Origin of the sequence: Undibacterium sp. RuRC25W, from assembly GCF_049339825.1 — a bacterium.
Lineage (GTDB): Bacteria > Pseudomonadota > Gammaproteobacteria > Burkholderiales > Burkholderiaceae_D > Undibacterium.
This window is the reverse complement of record NZ_JBMPPD010000001.1, coordinates 1-25,948: the sequence shown is the minus strand read 5'-3', so window position 1 is coordinate 25,948 and position 25,948 is coordinate 1. Positions and strand designations below refer to the sequence as shown.

The 25,948-nt window shown below is 45.9% G+C and carries 23 protein-coding genes, 2 tRNA genes and 1 pseudogene; 23 read left to right on the top strand and 3 right to left on the bottom strand.

Annotation, left to right across the window (positions count from 1 at the left end; translation table 11 throughout):
* Positions 1-8: 8 nt before the first annotated feature.
* The 21 genes from surE to ACO0KV_RS00030 all read left to right on the top strand — a co-directional run bounded on the left by surE (position 9) and on the right by ACO0KV_RS00030 (position 21,699).
* The gene (surE, locus tag ACO0KV_RS00130; protein ID WP_423038680.1) at positions 9-746 is read left to right on the top strand and encodes a 5'/3'-nucleotidase SurE; all 738 of its coding nucleotides are present in this window, start codon (positions 9-11) and stop codon (positions 744-746) included.
* Positions 743-1,597 carry a protein-L-isoaspartate(D-aspartate) O-methyltransferase gene (locus tag ACO0KV_RS00125; RefSeq protein ID WP_423038678.1) on the top strand — a complete coding sequence of 285 codons (855 nt, stop codon included), beginning with the start codon at positions 743-745 and terminating at the stop codon, positions 1,595-1,597. The genes surE and ACO0KV_RS00125 overlap by 4 nt, the downstream gene beginning before the upstream one ends.
* Positions 1,598-1,671: 74 nt before the next feature.
* Positions 1,672-2,628 (top strand): peptidoglycan DD-metalloendopeptidase family protein, encoded by a 957-nt coding sequence (locus ACO0KV_RS00120; RefSeq protein WP_423038676.1) that lies wholly within the window; start codon positions 1,672-1,674, stop codon positions 2,626-2,628.
* A gap of 171 nt (positions 2,629-2,799) precedes the next feature.
* Positions 2,800-3,858, top strand: a complete 1,059-nt coding sequence (gene rpoS / locus ACO0KV_RS00115; protein ID WP_423038674.1) for an RNA polymerase sigma factor RpoS — start codon at positions 2,800-2,802, stop codon at positions 3,856-3,858.
* Between the two features lie 113 nt (positions 3,859-3,971).
* Positions 3,972-5,306 carry a 23S rRNA (uracil(1939)-C(5))-methyltransferase RlmD gene (gene rlmD / locus ACO0KV_RS00110; protein ID WP_423038672.1) on the top strand — a complete coding sequence of 445 codons (1,335 nt, stop codon included), beginning with the start codon at positions 3,972-3,974 and terminating at the stop codon, positions 5,304-5,306.
* A 144-nt stretch (positions 5,307-5,450) separates the two neighbouring features.
* Positions 5,451-5,876 (top strand): nucleoside-diphosphate kinase, encoded by a 426-nt coding sequence (gene ndk, locus ACO0KV_RS00105; RefSeq protein WP_423038670.1) that lies wholly within the window; start codon positions 5,451-5,453, stop codon positions 5,874-5,876.
* A gap of 84 nt (positions 5,877-5,960) precedes the next feature.
* Complete coding sequence (rlmN, locus tag ACO0KV_RS00100) at positions 5,961-7,118, top strand: 23S rRNA (adenine(2503)-C(2))-methyltransferase RlmN (RefSeq protein WP_423038668.1); 1,158 nt, start codon at positions 5,961-5,963, stop codon at positions 7,116-7,118.
* Positions 7,115-7,921 (top strand): type IV pilus biogenesis/stability protein PilW, encoded by an 807-nt coding sequence (gene pilW, locus ACO0KV_RS00095; RefSeq protein WP_423038666.1) that lies wholly within the window; start codon positions 7,115-7,117, stop codon positions 7,919-7,921. Before rlmN ends, pilW begins: the two co-directional genes overlap by 4 nt.
* Position 7,922: 1 nt before the next feature.
* Entirely contained in the window at positions 7,923-8,939 is a 1,017-nt protein-coding gene (locus tag ACO0KV_RS00090; protein WP_423038664.1) for a helix-turn-helix domain-containing protein, read from the top strand.
* Between the two features lie 2 nt (positions 8,940-8,941).
* Complete coding sequence (gene ispG / locus ACO0KV_RS00085; RefSeq protein WP_423038662.1) at positions 8,942-10,219, top strand: flavodoxin-dependent (E)-4-hydroxy-3-methylbut-2-enyl-diphosphate synthase; 1,278 nt, start codon at positions 8,942-8,944, stop codon at positions 10,217-10,219.
* Between the two features lie 12 nt (positions 10,220-10,231).
* Entirely contained in the window at positions 10,232-11,593 is a 1,362-nt protein-coding gene (gene hisS / locus ACO0KV_RS00080) for a histidine--tRNA ligase (protein ID WP_423038660.1), read from the top strand.
* Positions 11,594-11,608: 15 nt separating this feature from the next.
* Positions 11,609-12,268 (top strand): YfgM family protein, encoded by a 660-nt coding sequence (locus ACO0KV_RS00075; RefSeq protein ID WP_423038658.1) that lies wholly within the window; start codon positions 11,609-11,611, stop codon positions 12,266-12,268.
* Positions 12,269-12,280: 12 nt separating this feature from the next.
* Positions 12,281-13,429 (top strand): outer membrane protein assembly factor BamB, encoded by a 1,149-nt coding sequence (gene bamB / locus ACO0KV_RS00070; protein ID WP_423038656.1) that lies wholly within the window; start codon positions 12,281-12,283, stop codon positions 13,427-13,429.
* A 5-nt stretch (positions 13,430-13,434) separates the two neighbouring features.
* Positions 13,435-14,775 (top strand): ribosome biogenesis GTPase Der, encoded by a 1,341-nt coding sequence (gene der / locus ACO0KV_RS00065; protein ID WP_423038654.1) that lies wholly within the window; start codon positions 13,435-13,437, stop codon positions 14,773-14,775.
* 151 nt (positions 14,776-14,926) lie between these two features.
* Complete coding sequence (gene hfq / locus ACO0KV_RS00060) at positions 14,927-15,163, top strand: RNA chaperone Hfq (RefSeq protein WP_186946602.1); 237 nt, start codon at positions 14,927-14,929, stop codon at positions 15,161-15,163.
* Between the two features lie 39 nt (positions 15,164-15,202).
* A complete protein-coding gene (gene hflX, locus ACO0KV_RS00055; RefSeq protein ID WP_423038652.1) occupies positions 15,203-16,330 on the top strand; it encodes a GTPase HflX in 1,128 nt (375 codons plus the stop codon).
* Positions 16,331-16,364: 34 nt separating this feature from the next.
* Positions 16,365-17,651 (top strand): FtsH protease activity modulator HflK, encoded by a 1,287-nt coding sequence (hflK, locus tag ACO0KV_RS00050; protein ID WP_423038650.1) that lies wholly within the window; start codon positions 16,365-16,367, stop codon positions 17,649-17,651.
* Position 17,652: 1 nt separating this feature from the next.
* The gene (gene hflC / locus ACO0KV_RS00045; RefSeq protein WP_423038648.1) at positions 17,653-18,555 is read left to right on the top strand and encodes a protease modulator HflC; all 903 of its coding nucleotides are present in this window, start codon (positions 17,653-17,655) and stop codon (positions 18,553-18,555) included.
* 114 nt (positions 18,556-18,669) lie between these two features.
* Positions 18,670-19,821 carry an ATP phosphoribosyltransferase regulatory subunit gene (locus tag ACO0KV_RS00040; protein ID WP_423038646.1) on the top strand — a complete coding sequence of 384 codons (1,152 nt, stop codon included), beginning with the start codon at positions 18,670-18,672 and terminating at the stop codon, positions 19,819-19,821.
* Positions 19,822-19,824: 3 nt separating this feature from the next.
* Entirely contained in the window at positions 19,825-21,138 is a 1,314-nt protein-coding gene (locus ACO0KV_RS00035) for an adenylosuccinate synthase (protein WP_423038644.1), read from the top strand.
* 18 nt (positions 21,139-21,156) lie between these two features.
* On the top strand, positions 21,157-21,699 hold the full coding sequence (locus tag ACO0KV_RS00030; RefSeq protein ID WP_423038642.1) for a phosphoribosyltransferase: 543 nt from the start codon (positions 21,157-21,159) through the stop codon (positions 21,697-21,699).
* A 175-nt stretch (positions 21,700-21,874) separates the two neighbouring features.
* Here ACO0KV_RS00030 and ACO0KV_RS00025 read toward each other — a convergent pair.
* A tRNA-Leu gene (locus ACO0KV_RS00025) sits at positions 21,875-21,959 on the bottom strand.
* A gap of 159 nt (positions 21,960-22,118) precedes the next feature.
* Positions 22,119-22,203 (bottom strand) — tRNA-Leu (locus ACO0KV_RS00020).
* Positions 22,204-22,360: 157 nt separating this feature from the next.
* On the opposite strand from ACO0KV_RS00020, the gene rnr reads away from it, so the two are divergent.
* On the top strand, positions 22,361-24,862 hold the full coding sequence (gene rnr, locus ACO0KV_RS00015; RefSeq protein WP_423038640.1) for a ribonuclease R: 2,502 nt from the start codon (positions 22,361-22,363) through the stop codon (positions 24,860-24,862).
* 138 nt (positions 24,863-25,000) lie between these two features.
* Entirely contained in the window at positions 25,001-25,747 is a 747-nt protein-coding gene (rlmB, locus tag ACO0KV_RS00010) for a 23S rRNA (guanosine(2251)-2'-O)-methyltransferase RlmB (RefSeq protein WP_423038638.1), read from the top strand.
* Positions 25,748-25,837: 90 nt separating this feature from the next.
* Here rlmB and ACO0KV_RS00005 read toward each other — a convergent pair.
* Positions 25,838-25,948 (bottom strand): annotated as a pseudogene (locus ACO0KV_RS00005) (IS5/IS1182 family transposase); the annotation flags it as partial.

Sequence of the window (25,948 nt, the reverse complement as noted above, 5' to 3'; positions counted from 1 at the left end):
TGTGGATTATGAAAATCTTAATTAGTAATGATGACGGTTACCTCGCTCCCGGAATTGTGGCTCTGGCGCAAGCTCTTGCTGCATTTTCTGATGTGACGGTAGTGGCCCCGGATAGCAATCGGTCTGGTGCTTCGAATGCCTTGACCTTGGATCGTCCATTGTCAGTCCAGCGTGCAGAGAACGGATTTTATTTTGTGAATGGCACGCCATCTGACTGCGTGCATGTTGCGCTCACTTCAATCTTGAAGGAAGCCCCCGATCTCGTTGTTTCAGGCATTAATCAGGGGCAGAACATGGGGGATGATACGTTGTATTCCGGCACTGTTGCTGCGGCTACCGAAGGTTTTTTATTTGGCGTTCCAGCGATTGCATTCTCACAGGTTAATAAAGGATGGGATCATCTAGATGCGGCAGCAAAATTTGCTGCCGATCTGGTTAGGTATGGCTTTCCTGAGTTGCCAAGACCTTTTCTACTCAATGTGAATATCCCTAATCTACCCGTTAATGAGATTAAAGGGGTGCGAAAAGCGCGCTTAGGGAAGCGGCATGCGTCTGAACCAGTGATTTCGATGCGTGATCCACATGATCGTGAAATATTCTGGATTGGACCGCCAGGTGCTGTTCGCGATGGCGGGGAAGGAACTGACTTTGATGTCACAGCGAAAGGATATGTTTCTGTGACCCCATTGCAAGTAGATTTAACCAACCACAAACAATTAGGCATGCTAGACATGACTTTCAAATGACAGAGCCAAAAGAGAAGCGGTTTCCGCTCACTTTATCCTCGGTCGTCGAAAGAAAAGAGAATGTCGGTAGAAATCGTATTGCGGCCAGTGTTTCCACGCAGACTGCGATGCAAAATCTCGGCCGTGACGCGAGCGCGCAAGCAAGATCTCATCAGGTTTCTGGATGGAGTCCTGCTAAAGAGCAAAAAACTGCCATTATTAATACCTCCCAGAGTCCTCTGGTTTCTGAGGCGGTACGTCGTGCCATGGTTGCCAGGATCGCTCAGCAGGGAGTGAAAGACCAAGTTGTTCTCGAAGCGATGAGGGTAGTGCCTAGACACTTATTTTTAGATTCCGGACTTGAGAGTCAAGCGTATATTGATGCGTCATTGCCCATTGGGCACCATCAGACCATTTCTCAACCCTATATCGTAGGTCGGATGCTAGAAATTCTTCGTAATCAGGTGAAGCTAGATAAAGTACTGGAAATTGGCACCGGTTGTGGATATCAGGCTGCGGTGTTGTCTTTGATCGCGAACGAAGTGTATTCAATTGAGCGTATAAAAGCGCTGCATGATCTTGCTAAAAATAACCTGCGTCCTATGCGTATCGGTAATATCCGCTTGCATTACGGAGATGGCATGTTAGGAATGCCTCAGGCGGCACCATTTGACGGTATCATACTAGCTGCTGCAGGAATGGAAGTACCACACACATTGCTGACGCAACTTAAAGTAGGTGGAAGATTGATTGCGCCAGTAGGCGGTCGGCATCAAGTTTTACAATTGATCGAGCGTATTTCAGATGCCGATTGGAAGAGTGTGGTTGTTGAGAGTTGTCATTTTGTGCCTTTGCACCCCGGTATTGTCTAAATATTGAGGTAATTGTGCGTGTTTTATATGGAAAAAAATTGAGACCAGAATTTACTGGCGATCTTGTAATGAGAATGAAAAAAATAAATGACGTAAAGAACTTAATTGGTCTTGGTTGTGTTGGCCTGATTTTGTCCGCCTGTAGTACGACACCAAATAAAGCGCCAGTTGTTGAGCGTGGCCCACTGCCAGTCTCAACAGAAGGGAATAAAGTGATCCCTGTCGCGAAGCCCGTAGCTAAGTTGCCAGAAAATACCAAAGGGAATTATGTCGTAAAACGTGGTGATACGTTGTACCGGATCGCGCTGGATCACGGTCAGAGTTACAGTGATCTTGTTGTATGGAATAATTTAAAAAATCCCAACGATATCAAGGTAGACCAGGTTTTACGAGTTGCTGCGCCGGATGTTGGTACTACGCAAACTTTGCAAGGGGCGCAAACGTTGGCAGTTGTGCCAGCTTCGGCGATCGAAGTAAAACCATTGGCAAATACGTTATCTGTCAATAAAAACGGACCCAAAGGGGATAAGCGCCCATATTCTGAAGGTGTCCTCGCAGAGCTGCAGAAGTCTGATAGTGGTGTCCCTGCTTTAGCTAAAAGCGATGCTGTTACCGCAGTCAAAATGCCGGAGAAGGTGGCTGACAAGAATGTGAGTGACACAGAAACCGTGGATTGGATGTGGCCAAGTGATGGTAAGGTACTAGCAGGCTTTGATGATGCTAAAAACAAAGGATTGGATTTGGCCGGCAAATCAGGGCAGGACGTCCAAGCAGCAGGTGCAGGTAAAGTTATGTACGCCGGTAGCGGAATTCGTGGCTATGGGAATTTGGTCATCATTAAACACAGTGCTAGCTTACTTTCTGCTTATGCTCATAATAAGACGATACTTGTAAAAGAAGGTCAGACAATTGCCAAAGGTCAAAAAATTGCTGAGATGGGGAACTCTGATAGTGATACTGTGAAGTTGCACTTTGAAATACGTTTGCAGGGAAAGCCAGTTGATCCCATGAAGTATCTGCCGCCACGTTAGTTTGCGCTCGATCCTATTTTTTAGGACGAACTGAATTTACAAATTGTTCGTAATAATTTGGTAATGGTTGTAAGATGAAGTTACGTAAGTGTAGATGTAGGTGTAGGTGAATAATAGTCGTTGATGCGCTTCGGGGTTTAAACATATTGAGTATTCACACCAGACAGAGCTATGCAAAAAAATGCGTTCAACCAAAAGTTAGACGTTCCCACATTCGGCAATGCTGAGCCCTCATCGTTGGAGGGTGTTGAGGGTGTTGATGATGGCATTGATGCTGAGGGCGTCACCGATACTGTAGATATTGATGTCGATGGTGGAGATGCTCAAGCAGTAGATCCTGTTTCGTTAATTGTTGCACCTATCGACGAGCTAAAAAACGTTCTTGCAGCAGAGTTATCGACAGATACGACGCAATATTATCTCAATCAAATCGGTACTCGACCGCTCTTTGATTCAAAAGAAGAGTTGCACTTTGCTACGTTGGCCAAGCAGGGTAACTTTGAAGCCAGGCAAAAAATGATTGAGCATAATTTGCGCCTTGTCGTCTCTATTGCAAAGCATTATATCAATCGTGGTGTGGCCCTCTTAGATATGATTGAAGAGGGGAATCTTGGTTTAATGCACGCAATTGATAAATTTGAACCTGAGCGTGGCTTTCGATTTTCAACTTATGCTACATGGTGGATTAGGCAAAGTATTGAGCGTGCAATCATGAATCAGGCGCGTACCATCCGTCTTCCTGTACACATGGTGCGTGAATTGAATCAGATACTCCGAGCAAAATATCACCTTGAGTCTCAACGTCGTGATGGTAGGGACGCAAATCTAGAAGATATTGCACTGCTAGTGGATAGGCCTGTTGATGAGGTGCAAGATATTCTAGCCCTGTCTGAGCATGCCACGTCGTTGGATACGCCGTTGGATAACGATCCGCAATCAAGTTTAATGGATATGTTGCCAGGTGATAATGAAGACGGTCCCGATGTACGTGCAGAGCATCATGAAATGACGGTGCTGGTCAGGGATTGGCTTTCTAAATTGCCTGATAAGCAACGTATTGTGGTGACCCGCAGGTTTGGGTTGGATAATGATGATCCTGCAACTTTAGAGACGCTGGCTGATGAAATGGGGATAACCCGAGAGCGCGTCCGCCAGATTCAGCAAGAAGCACTGATCAAGCTGAAGCGTTCTTTCTTGTCGCGCGGCGTCGGCAGAGACGCGCTTATCTGATTAAGTTTCCACTTTTTCGAGAATAGCTCGGGTCGACGCTTCAATTCTTTTATAATTCCGTTTTTGAATTTTTTCTTTTAGATGGCGCAACCTCGCTTGCCGCCGAAATTCCCATGAATAAAATAGAAATACGTTCTTTTGATATGGACGCACGCGGTGTTGGTCATTTGCAAAATGAAGATGGCACTCAAGGAAAAGTAGTTTTTGTTGAGGGCGCGTTGCCAGGTGAACTCGTCACCTTTAGTTCCTACAAGAAAAAGCCGAGTTGGGAAGTTGCAACTTTGTCTGAAGTTCACCGTAAGTCATCGCAACGCGTAGAGCCAAAATGTGAATTCTTTGGTACTTGTGGTGGTTGCTCCATGCAGCATCTTGAGCCGGATGCACAGGTTGCTATGAAACAGCGCGTGCTTGAAGATAATTTATGGCATATCGGCAAGGTGAAAGCTGAGACGATGATGCGTCCCATCTATGGTCCAACCTGGGGATATCGTTACCGTGCGCGCTTATCGGTGCGTCATGTGATCAAAAAAGGCGTGGTACTGGTTGGTTTTCATGAAAAAAAGTCGCGTTATGTCGCGAATATGGAAACTTGCAAAATATTGCCGCCACATGTGTCAGCAATGTTAATGCCTTTGCGTGAGCTGATTGCCTCCTTGTCCATTATTGAGCAGTTGCCTCAAATCGAGCTGGCGATTGGTGAGAGTGTGACTGCAATGGTCTTGCGTATCATGGCGCCGTTAAGTGCTGATGATGAAGTTAAACTAAAAATGTTTGCTGATAAACATCAGGTTCAGTGGTGGTTGCAAACTAAAGGGCCGGAAACCGCTGAACCATATTACCCAGCAACGAGTGATCTGCATTACCTGTTGCCAGAGTTTGGGGTGAAAATGCCTTTCAAGCCAACGGACTTCACGCAGGTGAATCATCATATTAATCGTGTATTGGTAGCCAAAGCACTGCGTTTGCTGGGCGCGAAAAAGAATGAGCGCATTGCTGATCTATTCTGCGGTCTGGGTAACTTTACGCTGCCAATCGCTACGATGGCAAAAGAGGTGGTTGGGATCGAAGGAAGCTCTACGTTGACTGACCGTGCGCTGGAAAATGCAGTTCACAATGGATTGTCTGAAAAAACGTCCTTTAGTACGCGTAATTTGTTTGAGGTAGCTGCTGACGATTTTGTTAAACTGGGTAAATTTGATCGCTTTTTGATCGATCCACCGCGTGATGGTGCAATGGCGGTGTGTCAGGCATTGGCTGATCTGACGCAGGTTGCGCCTGACTTGAAGCCGAAACGTCTGGTCTATGTTTCTTGCAGTCCATCAACACTGGCCCGTGATGCCGGCATTTTGATTCATCATGCGGGTTACCGTTTAAGTTACGCAGGTGTCGTTAATATGTTTCCACATACCTCTCATGTTGAGTCAATGGCGGTATTTGACTTAATTTGATTTCATTGCTTGGCGGAAAAATTCTTGGTATTTTTGATGTCTTTCTTTAAAGACATGTTGTGCCAAGTGTTTCATGCTAAAATCTAGGGTTAGATGAATTCTTGAGTTTTTGTCTTAACCCTTTCTTTTTATTGGAGTTTTTAGATGGCTATCGAACGTACATTATCTATTATTAAACCTGACGCAGTTGCAAAAAACGTGATTGGTCAAATTGTCAGCCGTTTTGAAACTGCTGGTTTGAAAGTTGTTGCTGCTCGTTTGACGCAATTATCCCGCGCTGAAGCTGAAGGCTTCTATGCTGTTCACGCAGCTCGTCCATTCTTCAAAGATCTGGTTGACTTCATGATCTCCGGTCCAGTATTTGTTCAAGCATTGGAAGGCGAAGGCGCGATTTTGAAAAACCGCGACCTGATGGGTGCAACCGATCCTAAGAAAGCAGAAAAAGGCACAATCCGTGCAGATTTCGCTGAATCTATCGATGCAAACGCAGTTCACGGCTCTGATGCTGCTGAAACAGCTGCAGTTGAAATCGCTTACTTCTTCCCAGCCTTGAACGTTTATTCACGTTAATTTATTCTGGGTTGTATTTAAAGTACTAAAGTAATTGTTACCCCGTTTCGCACTGTTGTGAAGCGGGGTGTAAGAAAGAAACACATGACGGCACTCATAAATTTATTGGATTTAGATCCTGAACAGCTCGTTGCGTATTGTGGCGAATTGGGTGAGAAGCCGTTTCGTGCGAAGCAATTGCAACGTTGGATACATCAATTTGGTGCAAGCACCTTTGATGAAATGACGGATCTCGCAAAGTCTTTACGAGAAAAACTGGCTACCAGAGCGGTGATAACTGCTCCCGCAGTAATAAGTGATCATACTTCACTTGACGGTACCCGTAAGTGGTTGGTGGATGTTGGACAGGGGAATGCTGTTGAGACAGTGTTTATTCCTGAAGAAAATCGGGGTACCTTATGTATCTCAACCCAAGCTGGATGCGCGGTAAATTGCCGCTTTTGTTCTACCGGTAAGCAAGGATTTAATCGTAATCTGACCGTGGCAGAGATCATCGGTCAGTTATGGATGGCTGAGTTTGAATTGCGTCGTACGAAAGGTGTTCCGATGGGCCCTAAGGGGGATCGTCAGATTACTAACGTGGTGATGATGGGTATGGGTGAGCCGTTACTCAATTTTGAACCCACAGTAACTGCCTTGCGTCTGATGTTGGATGATAATGCGTACGGTTTGTCTCGCCGTCGTGTGACATTATCAACGAGCGGTGTTGTGCCCATGATGGATAAATTGTCTCAGGAATGTCCGGTGGCGCTGGCGGTCTCATTGCATGCGTCGAACGATACGTTGAGAGATGGTTTGATTCCTTTGAACAAGAAGCACCCGTTGTCAGAATTGATGGCAGCATGCAAGCGGTATCTGGAATTTGCGCCACGTGACTTTGTGACTTTTGAATATTGCATGCTTGATGGTGTCAATGATACAGATGCCCATGCAAGGGAATTGATTCAGTTGGTAAAAGATGTTCCTTGTAAATTTAATTTGATTCCATTCAATCCGTTTCCTGAATCAGGATTGAAGCGATCTGCGAATCCTAGAATTAAAGCCTTTGCGCAGGTTTTATTGGATGCTGGAATTGTGACGACTACGCGAAAAACACGCGGTGATGATATTGATGCTGCGTGTGGCCAGTTAGCTGGTGAAGTAAAAGATAGAACCCGCGTGCAGGAGCGTATGCAGAAGATGGCGGAGTATCAGAAAAAATTTGGCGAAAATTTTGGAAAGATCGTGGAGATCACTCAGTGAAAATTTTTGGATCTAATCGTTGGTTGAGGAGAGTGATTCTCCTTTCTCTTGTGTTTGTTTTGTCTGCCTGTGCCTCAAAACATCTGGAGGGACCATCGGATGATTCAAAATTATCAGCTGAAAAATTGGATGCGCAAAAGCGTGCATCGATCCGTATGCAACTCGCAATCGGTTACTATCAGCAAGGCCAATATAAAGTGGCGCTTGATGAGGTTAAGCACGCCATTTCTATTTCTCCCGAATTGGTTGACGCTTACAGTGTAAGGGCGCTCATTTTCATGGATATGGGAGAGTTGCAGGCTGCTGAAGATAACTTTCAGTATGCGCTGAAACTAGCGCCGGATGATTTGGTTGTTGAGAATAATTATGGTTGGTTTTTGTGTCTGAATAAGCGAGAAAAACAAGGCCTGGTGTATCTCAATAAAGTATTGCAAAATCAGAGTTACGCTGCATTATCGAAAGCATACAATGCTGCTGGTGTTTGTAGCCTGAAGATGAAAGATAATGCTGCAGCAGAAAAATATTTCACCCAAGGATTCAAAGTTGATCCTTCAAATGGTGACTTAAATAAAAATCTGGCGCGGACATTGTATCAACGAGGTGACTACCTTAATGCCCGATTTTATATGACTCGTGTTATACAGCAGGATTTACTTACTGCTGAAGTATTGTGGTTGGCGATAAAAATTGAGCGCAAAATCGGAAATGATGCTGCGTTGAATAGTTTATCTGCCCAATTACGCAAGCGTTATCCAGATTCTACTGAATATAGTCTCCTGCAGAGAGGTTCTTTTGATGAGTGAGGTGGGTATTAATCTTTCGCCTGAGCCTTTGGTGCCCGGTAACGATGATGTTAATTTGGTCGCAACTGATGATTCTGCTGGGGCGCGTCTATCAGATGCTCGTCAAGCCTTAGGGTTGAGTATTGATCAGGTCGCTGAACAACTTAAACTGTCTTACAGGCAGATTACTGCACTTGAAGGTAATGAGTACGATAAGTTGCCTCAGATGGTGATCGTGCGTGGGTTTGTTCGTTCCTACGCTAAATTGTTGAAAATCGATCCTGCCCCTATCATTGCGCGTCTTCCAGCTGAACATGCAGAGGCTAATCTAGATGCAGATTTACGCCCGACGCTTGCGACACCATTTATGGAGTCTAAGTCCCCATTTTTGGGGAGAGCTGATAGTAATAAAAAATACCTGCTTGGTGCTGGATTATTAGCGATTGCTGCTTTACTTTTTGTTGTTGCTCAGCATTTTGAACGGTCGGAGTTATTTAAAGAAATTTTTGCTCATGCTGATCAAGCTAAATCTGAGGTGGTAGATTCTACGTCCTTGCCGCAGTTCGGTGTAGCATCGATGGTTGATGCTTCACACGATGCTTTTCCGCCAGACTCCCCTCAGCAAACGCCAACGGTGGTTGAGCGATCTGCAGCATCGACATCAGAAATAATTGCAACGCAGTCTGCCGCATCGACAGTTGTTGAAGTAAAGCAGGTACAACCCGTTCAATCGGTGCAGTCCTTGGAAGCTGCGGCAATGGCTGTCGCGGCAACGGCTGCGACTTCCTCTGCTAAGCCCGGTAACAATCAATTGCATTTGAAATTCCGTCAGGACTCATGGTTACAAGTGAAGAAGGAAACGGGGGAGGTTGTGACTTCGCATCTCGCCAAAGCTGGTTCGGAAGAGTTCTTTGAAGTGAAAGAGGGACTGCAACTCCGGCTTGGAAATGCGCATGGTGTCGATGCGTGGCTGCGTGGTGCAGTAATGGATATCGTACCTCCAAAAGATACGAATGTTGTTAATTTAAACGTGAAGTAAGCATGAAACCATTTTTGTCTGAAATCGCTTCTGGGCCTGTTGCGCGGCGTTCAAGCCGGATAGCAAAAGTAGTGTACGGTAAGCGCGAGGTATTGATCGGCGGTAATTCTCCTGTTGTTGTGCAGTCGATGACGAACACCGACACCGCTGACGCAATCGGAACAGCGATTCAAATTAAAGAGCTGGCACGTGCGGGTTCTGAGCTTGTTCGTATTACAGTTAATAACACTGAAGCTGCCGCTGCTGTGCCTGCAATTCGCGAGCAACTTGATAAGATGGGTGTTGATGTGCCGTTGGTCGGTGATTTTCACTATAACGGACATACATTGCTGAAGGACTTTCCGGACTGCGCTCAGGCATTATCCAAGTACAGGATAAATCCAGGGAATGTTGGGCAGGGTGCGAAGCGAGACTCTCAATTCGCACAAATGATAGAAATGGCATGTCGCTACGATAAGCCAGTACGCATTGGTGTTAACTGGGGTAGCCTTGATCAGGCATTGTTGGCCCGTATTATGGATGAGAATGCCAAGTCGTCTAATCCGTGGAGTGCGCAATCGGTGATGTATCAGGCATTGATTACGTCCGCAATTGAAAACGCGCAACGTGCTGAGGAATTGGGTCTCGCTGGCGACAAAATTATTCTATCTTGTAAGGTATCTGGCGTGCAGGATTTGATCGCTGTTTATCGGGAACTTTCTGCTCGCTGTGATTATCCATTACATCTCGGGTTAACAGAGGCTGGGATGGGGAGTAAAGGTATTGTTGCCTCGACTGCTGCGCTTGGTGTTTTGCTGCAGGAGGGTATTGGCGATACAATCCGCATTTCGCTTACCCCTGAACCTGGCGGTGATCGTTGCCGTGAGGTGATTGTCGGGCAGGAGATTTTACAAACAATGGGGTTGCGTAAATTCACTCCAATGGTTATAGCGTGCCCAGGTTGTGGTAGAACAACGTCAACGGTATTTCAAGAGTTAGCTGACGATATTCAGACTTATTTGCGCGACCAGATGCCAGTTTGGAAAAAACAATATCCCGGCGTAGAAAATATGAATGTCGCTGTTATGGGCTGTATTGTTAATGGTCCAGGTGAATCTAAGCATGCCAATATCGGAATTAGTTTGCCTGGTACTGGGGAATCCCCTGCAGCACCGGTATTTATCGATGGGGTTAAAGCAATGACGCTGCGTGGTGATAAGATCGCTGAGGAATTCCAGGCTATCGTATTGGATTATGTCCAAAAGCGCTATACGAGTTCAGTTGATGTAGTAGGTAATTAAATTAGGCTGGTCATGTCGGAAAATAAAAAAATAGAAAAAATTGTTGGTGTAAAAGGGATGAATGACCTTCTTCCATCCGATTCTCCTTTGTGGGAGTTGTTTGAGAATACAGTCCAGTCCGTCTTGAAAAGCTATGGCTTTCAGCAAATCCGTACTCCTATCGTTGAAGCAACGCCGCTGTTCTCGCGTGGTCTCGGTGAGGTAACCGATATTGTCGAAAAAGAGATGTACTCTTTCGAAGATTCGATGAATGGTGATAAGTTAACTCTAAGGCCTGAGGGTACGGCTGGTATCGTGCGCGCGGCTATTGAGCACAATCTCGTTTATGATGGTCCTAAGCGCCTGTGGTACACCGGTCCTATGTTTCGCCATGAGCGTCCTCAGCGTGGTCGCTATCGCCAGTTCCATCAGGTTGGTGCAGAAGCGCTGGGCTTTAGCGGGCCGGATATTGATGCGGAACTGATTATGTTGTGTCAGCGCCTATGGGACGACCTAGGGTTGCAAAATATCCGTCTTGAACTAAATTCAATTGGTAATGCTGTTGAACGTAATGCCCACCGCGCTGCATTGATTTCCTATTTTGAGGCTCACCTAGAATTGCTTGATGCAGAAGCACAGCGCAGGCTTCACGCGAATCCGTTGCGTATTTTGGATACTAAAAATCCAGCGATGCAGGATTTGGTGAACGCGGCTCCTAAGCTCCTAGATTATTTGGGTGAGGAGTCGTTAGCACATTTTGACGGTGTGCAGAAGATCCTGAGAACAAACAGTATTCCATTTACGATTAATCCACGCTTGGTTCGTGGTATGGATTATTACAATTTGACGGTATTTGAATGGATTACTGACGAACTAGGTTCGCAAGGCACAGTTTGTGGCGGTGGACGTTATGATTCTTTATTCTCCACATTTGGCGGTAAAGCGACGCCTGCATGTGGCTTTGGGATGGGTATCGAGCGTTTGGTCGAGTTGATGAAAGTCGCTGGCGACGTTAATGATGCGTCTCTTTGTGATGTCTACCTTGTTCATCAGAGTGCAGAAGCGCAGATGCAGGCTTTTGTGATTGGTGAGAGATTGCGTGATGCAGGGCTGGATGTTGTGTTACATTGCGCAACTGCGACAGGTGTCGGCAACTTTAAATCGCAAATGAAGAAGGCGGATGCCAGTGGCGCCGCCTACGCAGTAATCATTGGCGAGGATGAGCTGAGTAAAAACGCCGTCACTATCAAATCCATGCGGTCAGATAGTCAAGAAAGTAATCAACAAAGCGTTCCTTTCGATACAGTTGTTGATTATCTGGTTGATCAGATCGCCGGTGTTGGGGATGGAGCAGAATGTTGCGATGACCCAAATCATATTCATATTCACCATTAAAATACATATAAGAACATGGCTTACGATCTTGAAGAGCAAGAACAACTGGCAACCCTTAAAGCAGTTTGGAAGCAATATGGTAATTTGATTACCTGGATTCTAATTGTTGCGCTTTTAGCTTATGCTGGATGGACGCAATGGAGTAACTATCAGAATAATCAGTCTGGACAGGCCTCTCAGTTGTATGAGGAAATGCAAAAGTCAGTTGTTTCCAAAGATGATGCAAAAGTCCAGCGTGCAGCAAATGATTTGGAGCAAAAATTTCCTTCAACTTCTTATGCGTCTATGTCAGCTTTAGTTGCCGCGAAAAGCGCCTTTGATGCAAATGATCTGAAAGTAGCAAAGTCGCAATTGCAGTGGTTGATCGATTCGGGTAAGAGCGACGACTACAAAGCACTTGCAAAAATTCGTCTGGCTGCGATTGCCTTAGATGAGAAAGATTACGATGCTGCGTTATCTCAACTTTCGGGTGATTTCCCTGATGATCTGCAGGCTCAGGTATTTGATCGTAAGGGTGATATTTATGTAGCTCAGGCAAACATTGATGCCGCGCGTAAGGCTTATCAGTCTTCTATCAATAAAATGTCCGAGAAAAGCCCAGCTCGCCAGTTGGTTCAGATTAAATTAGATGCTATTGGTGGTTCCGTGACTGATGCAGTTGTTGTTGGTAAATAACAGGAGTTGTTCATGCAATTTTCCGCCAAACTAATTTCGGTGGCTGTGTTTTGTTTGTTGTCAGGATGCGCATCTTTAAACCCATTCGCATCGAAGCCTGACCCAAAAAAATTACCAGCGCCACTGGTAGAGATTAAGCAAGCGCTTTCTGTTAAACAGGTCTGGTCGGCTCTTGTAGGAGCTTCAGCTAAGTATGTGTTTGCACCAGCTGCAGACGGTAATGATTTGTATGCAGCTGCTGCAGATGGTACAGTGATCAAAGTTGATGCTCAGACGGGCCGTATTCAATGGAGAATCAATGCTGGTGTTGGTTTAACTGGCGGAGTTGGTGCTGGCTCCGGGTCTGTGGTGGTTGCTGGTGAAAAAGGTAATTTGCTTGCTTTTGATGCTGATGGCAAGGTTCTTTGGAAAATCCAGCAATCTTCAGAGGTATTGTCTGCCCCCGCAATCGCGAGAGGGTTGGTCATTGTGCGTAGTAATGACAATAAAATTACTGCCTATGATCAACAAAATGGTGGCAAGAAGTGGTCTGTGGAGCGCCCACTGCCATCCTTGATTTTGCGAGCAGTGCCAGGATTGGTTATTGATGGCGATCAGGTATTGGTTGCTTTGCCAGGCGGCCGCATGGCGAGTCTGTCCGTTAAAAATGGCGGATTGCGCTGGGAGGCTGTTGTTGGTGAACCAAAAGGTAACACTGAACTCGAGCGTGTAGCTGATGTCTCGGGTTTCCCAGTGGTGTATGGTAAGGATGTCTGCGCTACATCCTATCAAGGACGTGTTGGCTGTTTTGATTTAAATACAGGCTCACCTCGCTGGTTGAAAAATATTTCCAGTGAAGTCGGCGTTAGTGTTGATGAGCGCTTTGTCTTTGCTGCCGATAATGCTGGTGTAGTTAATGCGTTTAACCGCGATGGCGGATCAAGCGCGTGGCGTAATGATAAGCTCGCTAGACGGCACTTATCTGCGCCTATTTCTTTCGGTCGCTCCGTTGCGGTTGGCGACTTTGAAGGTTACGTTCATTTTCTCTCAAGAGAAGATGGTTCTTTCATTGGTAGACATGCTACCGATGGTAGTCAGATTTTAGCTGCACCTATTTTGGTTGGCTCTAATTTGATTGTTCAAACAAAATCAGGATTAGTGATTGCGTTCGCAATCGAGTAATACAAATGAAGCCGGTTATCGCACTTATCGGCCGACCTAACGTCGGCAAATCCACGCTGTTCAATCGGCTTACCCGTTCACGCGACGCGCTTGTGGCAGACCTTCCAGGTCTGACTCGTGATCGCCACTATGGTGAAGGTCGCATTGGGGAGAGACCCTTTCTTGTAATTGATACTGGCGGTTTTGAGCCGGTAGCAAAAGAAGGGATATTGCATGAAATGGCCAAGCAAACCAAACAAGCGGTTGCTGAAGCTGATGTGGTTATTTTTATCGTTGATGGTCGCCAAGGCTTAACGCCGCATGACAAAACGATTACCGACTTTTTGAGAAAATCTGGTCGTTCTGTGATGTTAGTTGTCAACAAAGCAGAAGGAATGAGATATTCAGCCGTCACCGCTGACTTCTATGAGCTTGGAATGGGTGATCCTTATGTTATTTCTGCTGCGCACGGTGATGGCGTGGTCGATTTGGTCGAAGAATCGCTGAACATTGCTTTTGCTCAACGTCCTCCTGAAATGGAGGAACCCGTCGATAAGGTTCGTGGTATTAAAATAGCGATTGTTGGGCGTCCGAATGTTGGTAAGTCCACGCTGGTTAATACACTTCTGGGTGAAGATCGTGTGATTGCGTTTGATATGCCGGGGACAACCCGCGACTCCATTGAGATTCCATTTGAGCGTGATGGTAAGCATTATTCGTTGATTGATACCGCTGGTATCCGTCGTCGGGGTAAGGTGTTTGAAGCGATTGAGAAGTTTTCTGTTGTTAAAACCTTGCAGTCGATTTCAGAGGCGAACGTTGTTTTATTGCTGTTAGATGCGCAACAAGATATTTCTGAGCAAGACGCTCATATTGCAGGATTTATTCTGGAATCTGGTCGCGCTTTGGTCGTCGGCGTTAATAAATGGGATGGACTGCAGAGCGATCGCAGAGATGAGATTAAATTTGATATCGAACGTAAGCTAAATTTCCTTACTTTTGCAAAGTTCCATTTCATTTCGGCACTAAAATCGACCGGTATTGGTCCGTTGATGAAGTCAATTGATGCTGCTTACGAGGCGGCGATGGCAAATTTATCGACGCCAAAACTGACGCGTGCTTTAATAGAGGCGGTTGAGCATCAGCAGCCTAAGCGTAAAGGTTCCATTAGGCCGAAGTTGCGTTATGCTCATCAGGGTGGCCAAAATCCACCTATCATCGTTATTCACGGTAATGCACTGGATGCCGTTGGTGATGTGTATAAGCGCTACCTTGAAAAGCATTTCAGGGAGACTTTTTCTCTCACGGGAACACCGTTGAGAATTGAGATGCGCTCGGGTAAAAACCCGTTTGATAAGTCTAAGTAAAGAGTTGATGCTGTTTGCAGTGAAGGTGACGGCATCATCATTAGACGTTTGGTAATAAAATTGGTTACAGTTTTTTGTAATTATTAACGGATTGCTTGATTTTTTTCAAACGATCCCCAACTCCTGATCACAACAACACAACGGAGCCGTTATGAGTAATAAAGGGCAACTTTTACAAGACCCATTTTTAAATGCACTTCGTAAAGAGCATATCCCCGTTTCCATATACTTGGTCAACGGTATTAAATTGCAGGGGCACATCGAATCGTTTGATCAATACGTTGTTCTGCTAAGAAATACCGTTACGCAAATGGTGTACAAGCACGCGATCTCAACGGTTGTTCCGGCACGTGCAGTCAGCATTAATACTGAATCTGAAGCCGAGTAAATTCTTGGCTTTTAATATTACCTACAAATGTCTTTGAGTATGCGGGCCGCCCTGGTTGGCGTTGATTTTGGTAAGGGCGATTTTGCATCAGGTTTAGAAGAACTTTCTTTACTTTCGCAATCGGCTGGAGCGGAACCCATTGCAATAATTACCTGCAAGCGCTCTAGGCCAGATGCAGCTTTGTTTATAGGCTCTGGAAAAGCGACAGAGTTAGCAGACCTGATTGTTGATGATCAACTCGATTTAGTTATATTTAACCACGCTCTTTCTCCGGCGCAGCAGCGAAATCTTGAGCGCCACCTGAAAGTGAGGGTTGTTGATCGTACGAGTTTGATTCTGGATATTTTTGCCCAGCGTGCTAAAAGTCACGAGGGTAAAGTGCAGGTAGAGCTTGCACAATTGCAGCATCTGGCAACGCGATTGATCCGTGGTTGGACTCACCTTGAACGTCAAAAGGGCGGTATCGGACTTCGTGGACCTGGTGAGACGCAGTTAGAAACGGACCGGCGCCTCCTTGGTGAGCGCGTCAAGATGCTTAAAGCACGTCTTGAGAAATTGCAGAAACAGAGAGAAACGCAACGCCGATCTCGTGATAGAAGTAAAACGTTCTCGATCTCGTTGGTTGGATACACAAATGCTGGGAAGTCAACGCTGTTTAATACGTTGACCAAGGCTGGTGCATATGCTGCTAACCAGTTATTTGCGACGCTCGACACCACATCAAGGCGTTTATATCTTGGTGAGGCGGGTAGTGTAGTGATTTCTGATACTGTCGGATTTATTCGCGATTTGCCGCATCAACTGGTTGCTGCATTCAGAGCAACCCTAGAGGAAACGATTCATGCAGATTTATTGCTGCATGTTGTCGATGCAAATAGTCCTGTTAGATCTGACCAGATAGAGCAGGTGAATGATGTCTTGAAAGAGATTGGCGCTGATCACATTCCACAGTTAATGGTCTTTAATAAAATAGATCTCGCTTCTCTTGAGCCATTAATTCAGTTAAATGAGTGTGGTAATATCGACAGAATATTCGTCAGCGCTAAAACAAGTGCAGGACTCGATTTGTTGCGGCAATCTATTGCAGATTTTGCCATCAAGAAGGCGTCGGAAACAGAGGGGCCGAAAGTTGCTCCCGACGAAGATGATGCTCGATTTAATATTTAGTAGCTCAACCTTCTATTCATTGGAAATCAAGAGAATGATTGGTTCATTTCTAAAAAGAATTGGTGTGACAGTGTCATTAAACGATCCTCAATGGGGCCGCGGCTCTAAAAATAGTAATCAGGATGATAAAAAATCTCCAGATTCACCTCCTGATCTTGAGCAGATATGGAAAGACCTGAATCAACGTCTGTCCAAATTCCTCGGCCAGAATGGTGATAGTAATGGTGATAAAGGCGGCAATTTTAATCCTGACTCTGTTAACGCCAAACTCGGTGTTGGCGTGATTGTCATTGTGTTTTGTTTTGTGTGGCTTATCAGTGGCGTCTTTATCGTTCAGGAAGGACAAACAGCTGTCATTACTACCTTTGGTAAGTACACGCATGTGACCGGTGCCGGAATGAACTGGCGTTGGCCTTATCCTATACAAAATCACGAAATTGTTGATGTGTCGCAAGTGCGTACGGTTGAGGTTGGATATCGTTCTAACATCAGAAACAAGCAGGCGCGTGAGTCTTTAATGTTGACCGATGATGAAAATATTATCGATATTCAGTTCGCAGTTCAATATAAATTGAAAAATCCAGTTGAGTGGCTCTACAACAATCGCGAACCTGATGAAATGATCCGTCAAGTTGCCGAGACAGCGATTCGTGAAATTGTTGGTAAAAATAAGATGGACTTTGTGCTTTATGAGGGACGTGAGAAGGTGGCTGCAGACGTTGGCGCACTCATGGAGCAAATTCTGAATCGCTACAAAGCAGGCGTTCAGATCGCTAATGTAACAATGCAGGGTGTTCAGCCCCCAGAGCAGGTGCAGGCGGCATTTGATGATGCTGTTAAGGCGGGGCAGGATAAAGAGCGTCAAAAAAATGAAGGTCAGGCGTACGCCAATGATGTCATTCCTAAAGCGCGTGGTGAAGCCTCTCGTTTACTGCAAGAAGCCGAAGGTTACAAGTCGCGGGTTGTTGCCAATGCCGAAGGTAATGCGTCACGATTTAAGCAGGTTTTGAGTGAATACCAGAAAGCGCCTGTTGTTACGCGTGATCGTATGTATCTGGAGACTATGCAGCAAATTTTTGCAAGCACCAGTAAAGTGATGATGGATACCAAGGCCGGTAACAATATGGTGTATCTGCCGCTCGATAAAATGATCTCACAAGCTGAAGTTTCTGCTAAACCAAATAGTGCAAATGCGACGCAGTCAGTCGCTTTGCCATCCGTTCAAATTGTAGAGCAGGCACCAGCAACCGAGTTACGCAGTCACAAAGATGATAGTAGATCGAGAGATAGCCGTGATTCACGCGATAGAGAGGTGCGCTAAAATGAATAAGATCATATCGTTTCTCGCCTTATTTGTCGGTATCTTGTTGGTTGCTTATTCGACAATTTTTGTTGTGGATCAAAAAAGTTTTGCAATAGTTTTTGCATTTGGTGAGGTGAAATCTGTGATCCAGGAGCCAGGGTTGCATTTCAAGCTGCCCCCGCCGTTTCAAAATGTGTTGTTCTTGGATAAACGAATTTTGACGATCGACACTGATGAGGCTGATCGTTTCATCACTGCGGAAAAGAAAAATATCCTAGTGGATTCCTATGTAAAGTGGCGTATTTCTGATCCTAAATTGTATTACGTTAGTTTTGCTGGCGACGAGCGTGGAGCTAAAGATAGATTGTCACAGATCGTGAAGGCTGCGTTGAATGATGAAATAACAAAACGCACTGTACGTGATGTTATTTCTGGTGAGCGCGGTAAAGTGATGGAGGCGATTCGTGGCAAGGTTAGTGAAGAAGCCAAGCAAATCGGTGTGGCTATCGTCGACGTCCGGTTAAAGCGGGTTGACTATGTTGAACAAATTAATAATTCTGTCTATGACAGAATGAAAGCGGAGCGTCTGCGTGTTGCAAACGAATTGCGTTCTACAGGAGCTGCTGAGTCTGAGCAAATTAGAGCGGATGCAGATCGTCAGCGCGTTGTAGTGCTTGCTGAAGCATATCGTGAGTCAGAAGAAATGCGTGGTGCTGGCGATGCTGAAGCTTCGCAAATTTATGCTAAAGCTTTTGGTCAGAATCCCGAATTTTATAAGTTTTACCGTAGTCTTGAAGCTTATCGTGCGAGCTTTAAGAATAAGAGTGACTACGTAGTGGTTGATCCAAGTTCAGACTTTTTTAAATATTTTAAAACCCCTGGAGTATCAAGTGGTGGGGTGAATGCGGTAAAATCCAAGTAATTTAAAAATATCTCCAGCAAACAGCGATCTGTGCCAATTGCGGTACAGATCGCTGTTTGCTGGTCGAATGCTGTAAAAAATATATTTCTTCTTTAATTTTTTTGATTGTTTTTCATGCCGAATTGGCTCCTTCCTGAGAATATAGCTGACGTCTTGCCGTCCGAGGCGCGTAAGATTGAAGACTTGCGCCGAGTTTTTCTTGACCATTTCAGATCATACGGCTATGAGTTGGTTATGCCGCCGATGCTAGAGTACATTGAGTCCTTATTGACTGGCGCAGGTCAGGATATGGATTTGCGTACCTTTAAACTGATTGATCAAGTATCTGGTCGCACCATGGGGTTGCGTGCGGACATGACCACGCAAGTGGCCAGGATTGATGCACATTTGCTCAACAGGGCATCGGTAACGAGACTATGCTACGCAGGTAACGTGTTGCAGACCAAACCTTCTGGTCTGCATGCGACCCGCGAGCCGATTCAAATCGGTGCGGAGATTTATGGTCATGCTGGTTTGGAAGCGGATGCGGAAATTCAAGAACTGGTACTCGGTTGCCTCGCCTTAGCTGGTATCAACGAAGTTCGGCTCGATCTATGCCATGTAGGTGTATTGCGGGCAATCCTTGATCTGGATGCGGACGCAAAAAAGCAAGAGGATGTGCTTTTTTCTTTGCTGGAGTCCAAAGATTTACCTAGTATAGACAAGCTGACTCGAAACTTTTCTCCTGAGGTGCGCTCTGCATTAATGCTGCTGCCAACCTTGTATGGGGATGTTTCAGTTTTAAAAATAGCGCGCGAAAAGCTGCCGGCTGTAAGCGGTATTGTTGATGCGTTGTCGGAATTAGAATACCTTGCTGGTCTTGTTGGGCCTGCACAGCTCACTATTGATCTGGCTGATTTGCGTGGTTACCACTATCACAGCGGTGTGATGTTCAGTGCGTTTGTTCCTGGTTTGCCGAATGCAGTGGCCAGAGGTGGTCGCTATGATCATGTAGGTGAGGCTTTTGGTCGTGCGCGTCCGGCAACCGGATTCTCTCTCGATTTGCGGGAATTGGCTCGATTGATGCCTATCGCGGAACGCAAGGATGCGATCCGTGCACCGTGGAGTCGCGATGCAGCATTGCTGCAAAAAATTTCTGAATTACGTCAGCAAGGGGAGGTCGTTATTCAAAACTTCCCGGGGCATGAAAACGAACAAGACGAATTCGACTGCAACAGAGTGGTCGTATTCGATGGTGATCAATGGATTCTTCAAAATGTAGGTTGAGTGATGTCAAACAATAAAACTCCAAAAAATGTCGTTGTAATCGGAACCCAGTGGGGTGACGAAGGTAAAGGTAAGATCGTTGATTGGTTGACCGATCATGCACAAGGTGTTGTGCGTTTTCAGGGTGGTCATAACGCTGGTCATACCTTGGTTATTGGTGGGCAAAAGACCGCCTTGCAATTGATTCCTTCTGGCATTATGCGCGAAGGTACTGCTTGCTACATCGGCAACGGTGTTGTGTTGTCTGTACCTGATTTGTTGCGTGAAATTGATAAATTGCAGGCAAATGGCGTTGAAGTGGTGTCCCGCCTGAAAATCTCTGAAGCATGTCCAGTAATTTTGCCTTATCACACTGCACTTGATGCGGCGCGTGAAGTTGCACGTGGTGCAGCTAAAATCGGCACTACGGGTAAAGGTATTGGCCCAGCTTACGAAGATAAAGTTGCGCGTCGCGCAATTCGTGTCGCTGACTTGCTTAATGCAGAACGATTTGCTGAAAAATTAAAAGAAAATCTGGATTACCATAATTTCGTATTAACGAATTACCTGAAGGCTCCTGCGGTTGACTATCAGAAGACGCTTGATGATGCCCTAGCATTGGTGCCGCGTATTCGTCCGATGGTGGCTGATGTTTCCAGTGCGTTGTATGCTGCCCATAAAGCAGGTGCTAATTTGTTGTTTGAAGGCGCGCAGGGTAGTTTGCTGGACGTTGATCATGGAACGTACCCATTCGTAACCTCTAGCAACTGTGTTGCTGGTAATGCGGCAGCAGGTGCTGGTGTGGGTCCAAATATGCTGCACTATATCCTTGGTATCACGAAGGCGTACACTACGCGCGTTGGTTCTGGTCCATTTCCATCTGAGTTGCCGACGGATCAAGGTGTCGGTAAACATCTGGCCAGCATTGGTCATGAGTTTGGTACGGTGACTGGTCGTGCTCGTCGTTGCGGTTGGTTCGATGCAGCGTTGTTAAAGCGCTCCGTTCAGATCAACGGCGTGTCTGGTATGTGTCTGACAAAGCTGGATGTGTTGGACGGTATTGAGACACTGAAGCTGTGCACTGGCTATAAGCTGGGCGATAAAGTTGTTGACATCTTCCCAGTCGGCGCAGAAGAAGCGTCATTGTGCGAAGCGATTTACGAAGAAATGCCAGGATGGTCCGAGTCAACGGTTGGCGCGAAATCGATGGAGTCGTTGCCAGTGAATGCTCGTAACTATATCAAGCGCATTGAGGAGCTGGTTGGCGTGCCGATTGACATGGTTTCGACTGGCCCTGACCGCGAGGAAACTATTGTTCTGCGTCACCCGTTTGTTTAAAGAAGGAAAAATAGAAATATGAATACACCTGCCTCTACAGATAAAGATTTGTGGGTCTCTTGGGATGCTTACCATCGCTCGGTTGAGCAGTTGGCGCTGAAGGTGCACGAGTCTGGATGGAAGTTTGATCAGGTGCTTTGCTTGGCGCGTGGCGGCTTGCGCCCAGGTGACATTTTTTCCAGAATTTTCGATGTGCCGTTGGCAATTTTGTCGACTAGTTCTTATCGTGAAGATGCTGGCACTGTTCAGGGATCTCTGGATATTGGCAAGTACATTTCAATGACGAAAGGTACTTTGCAAGGGCGTGTTCTCGTGGTCGATGACCTAGTTGATTCTGGTGTTACTCTTGAGCGTGTCTTGCATCATTTGCGCGAAAACTTCCCTTCCGTTACGGATGTTAAATCAGCTGTGATCTGGTATAAGGCATGTTCTTCCGTTGCGCCAGATTATTATCTCGACTATTTATCTACGAATCCATGGATTCATCAACCTTTTGAAGAGTACGATAGTATCCGTCCTCATCAACTAAATGCTTGGTTGAAAAAAGGCGAGACTGCGTAAGGAAAAACGGAAGCGATAATGCTTCCGTTTTTTTATTCTGTCCGTGTAATTTTTTGAATTTTAATCTGATTGATGCTGTCTTGCTCTGATAATGTTATTTAATGCTGTGTTTGGATTTTGGCTGGTTATCAATGCAAAAAGGCCCGTTGAATAATCAACGGGCCTTTAAATGCTGTGGTGCCCACGGAGGGACTCGAACCCCCACACCTTGCGGCACATGGACCTGAACCATGCGCGTCTACCAATTCCGCCACGTGGGCAACAGAAGGCGTTATTATAGATGAATTGAGGTCGCTTGGGGAGATAATTAAAATATTTAGATATTTACTCTAAAACGAGTAATTCTAAAGGGAGTAATTACTGTCTGGAAGTGCGCAACAAAAAGGCCCGTTGAATAATCAACGAGCCTTTGAATGCTGTGGTGCCCACGGAGGGACTCGAACCCCCACACCTTGCGGCACATGGACCTGAACCATGCGCGTCTACCAATTCCGCCACGTGGGCAACGGAAGCCAGAATTATAGAGTGTTTATCAATAGTGTCAAGGGCTGCTGAGGATCATGTTGAAGAATTGTTAGGCAATTGACGTTTGCTCCGGTAAACTAGGCATATGTCTTGTATAGTCAGGACGTGAAATAACTTTTAAAGAAATTTACATCATTTGAATAAGCATTTATATCCCATTCCCAGCCGTGAAGAGATTCTGGGCGTCCTTCGTACGAATAAGGTCAAACTGACTGCAAATGACATTGCGGAAATGTTAGGCGTGAAACCCGAGGAGTTTGATGGCATGACGCGAAGATTGAACGCGATGGAACGCGACGGGCAAATTAAGCCAGATCGTACTGGAAATTATACGCTCGCTAATCAAGAGAACTTTATCTCAGGGAAAGTCAGCAGTCACCGTGACGGTTATGGATTTTTAATCCCCGATGATGGTACCGACGACCTATATCTCCCTGAGCGGGAAATGCAGAAAGTACTGCATGGTGATCGAGTAACTGCACGCGTTGTCGGTACTGATCGCCGCGGTCGTTTAGAAGGTAGCATCATTGAAATTGTAGAGCGCGCTAATACGCACGTGATTGGTCGTCTGCTCAACGAAAATGGGGTCTGGGTCATCGCCCCTGAGGATAATCGCTTCAGTCAGGATATCTTGCTGGCTGGATCGCCAGGAAAGGCGAAGGCTGGGCAAGTAGTCAGTGTTGAGCTGACAGAGCAACCGACACGCTATTCCCAAGCTGTAGGTAGGATCGTTGAAGTCTTGGGTGACATTGATGATCCAGGGATGGAGATTGAGATTGCCGTAAGAAAATTTGGTGTGCCTCATGAGTTTTCTGAAGCAGCCAAAAAAGCTGCTGCAAAGTTACCATCAGAAATTCGTCCTAAAGATCTCGATGATAGAGTCGATTTGCGTGATATTCCGTTGGTGACCATTGATGGTGAAGATGCCCGAGATTTTGATGATGCTGTTTACTGTGAGCCAGTAAAAATTGGTCGTACCAAGGGATATCGTCTGTTGGTTGCTATTGCTGACGTCAGTCACTACGTGACGCCAAATGATGCGCTGGACGAGGATGCGTTATTAAGAAGTACCTCGGTTTATTTCCCGCGCAGAGTAATTCCAATGCTGCCGGAAAAGCTATCAAACGGCTTGTGCTCGTTAAATCCGGACGTTGATCGTTTGACGCTGGTTTGTGATATGGTCATCACACAAGACGGCGTAGTTAATGCCTACCAATTTTATCCGGCAGTGATTCACTCTGCTGCCCGATTTACCTATACTGAAGTCGCTGCAATTCTTGGTAATACAAAGGGTCCCGAAGCGGCAAAGCGTTTATCGCTGGTTCCACATTTGACGCATTTTTATGAAGTATTTCAGGCATTACTTAAAGCGCGGCATGTACGTGGCGCAATCGATTTTGAGACAACAGAAACGTATATTGTTTGTAATGCGGCTGGCAAGATTGAAAAAATTATCCCGCGCACACGCAACGATGCGCATAAGTTGATCGAAGAATGTATGTTGGCGGCCAACGTCTGTGCAGCCAATTTGCTTGAAACTTATAAGCACCCAGGCACGTATCGGATTCACGCCGGACCAACTAAGGAAAAACTGACGCAGGTTCGTAACTTCCTTAAACAAGTCGGTTTGTCATTGGGCGGTGGTGACACACCGTCCGCTTCTGATTATGCGGCATTGATGCAAAAAATCAAAGGTCGTCCCGACTCACCTTTATTGCAAACCATGTTGCTTCGTTCAATGCAGCAGGCGGTCTATAGTCCGGACAATATCGGTCATTTTGGTTTGTCCTATGAAGCCTATGCCCATTTTACAAGCCCAATCCGTCGCTATCCCGACTTGTTGACCCATAGAGCGATTAAAGCGATTCTGGCAGGTAAAGTGTACGAGCCTAAAGGCATTGATTTAAGCTTGCTAAATACTACGATTTCAAATTCTGCGCGCAAACAATTGATTGCCGATAAGGCAGCGGGAAAGAAAAAAGTAGAGAAAGATCCTACGATCTGGGATGCTTTGGGAACGCACTGTTCGGCAAATGAGCGTCGTGCAGATGAGGCATCGCGCGATGTGGAAGCTTGGTTGAAATGTTATTTCATCAAAAATAAATTGGGTGAAGAGTTTGTTGGAACGATTTCTGGTGTGACTCAATTCGGTATTTTTGTACAACTCGATGATATTTACATTGAAGGTCTGGTCCACATCACTGACCTCGGTGCAGATTATTTTCAGTTTGATGAAGCGCGGCATGAATTACGTGGAGAGCGCACAGGCAAGCGTTATCAACTGACTGATAAAGTGAATGTTCAGGTGAGCCGTGTTGATCTCGATGCCCGTAAAATAGATCTTAGTATTGTCCAGTCGGGCGGCGGTGTTGCTCCGGTGCGTGGTGGTGTTGCGGATAAGGCGAAAAAGCAAATCCCAGCGACACCTACCAATAAGAGTGCTAAAGCAGTCAAGAATGCATCTAAGCCTACTTCTGGTGTGAAAAAATCTTTTGCGCCTGAGAGACAAGAAAAGTACAAAGGCTCGAATTCTGAAGGCAGGGCAGGTGGTGCCAGACAAAAGAGTTCAGACGGTGGCAAGAAACCCGCTGCTATCGCTGCTAAAGCAGCAGGAAAGCCTGCAAGAAAGAGACGTTAAAGACGTAAGGTTGTGGGCTGGTACAGGCTTTGCTGCGACTTTTCGACGAATAGTCGCTCGCTGTAGTCTGGTTAGCAGAGTAGTCCTGGGATGGCTTTGTACTTGCCCTGAAGTTGAATTAAATTAATAAAGAGTAATATGAAAAGTAAAATGATTTTTGGTTTCCACGCTGTCACTTCAAGGATTCGTCACGAGGCGTCATCCGTTGAGGAGATATACGTGGATGCAGAGCGAAACGATCGCCGTATGCAAGATCTGTTATCTGCAGCAAAAGCGGCTGGCGTCCGCATTATTCATGCTGATGATCAACGGTTGTCAAATATTGTTGGTACGCGTCGTCATCAGGGTGTCGTTGCTAAAGCGGGTGAGTTATCTCTTGCGCGTAATCTTGATGAATTGCTTGATGCCATTGACGGGCCACCATTGCTGTTAGTACTTGATGGGATTACAGATCCTCATAATTTAGGTGCGTGTTTACGTGTCGCCGATGGCGTTGGTGCGCATGCGGTCATTGCACCTAAAGACCGCGCAGTTGGTTTGAATGCAACGGCAGCAAAAGTTGCTAGTGGTGCGGCAGAAACGGTGCCATATATCACCGTCACGAATCTTGCTCGCACGTTAAGAGAGCTGAAGGACCGTGATATTTTGCTGGTCGGTACATCTGACGATGTTGATGGTAAAACTATTTACGACGTTGATTTTACAGGTGGCTGCGCTATTGTTATGGGCTCAGAAGGCGAGGGCATGCGTCGCCTGACACGTGAGACTTGCGATGTGCTGGTGAGTGTCCCGATGTATGGGACTGTTGAGAGTTTGAACGTTTCTGTGGCATCGGGCGTTTGTTTGTATGAGGCGCGCCGCCAACGATTGCCTAAATCCGTGTAAGGTAAGCTCTCATAGACTAACGAAATGTTACCATTTGAAAAACTTGCAAAAAATGCGCTTCGGCGCATTTTTTTTAGGGCGTGTTGACATTTATTTTAACCAAAGCATCGAAGCTGCAATTGCCACAAATGAAGCAAATCGTTCAGCGAGTTTGTCGTATCGCGTTGCAACCCGCCTAAATTGTTTGATGTGAGCAAAGAA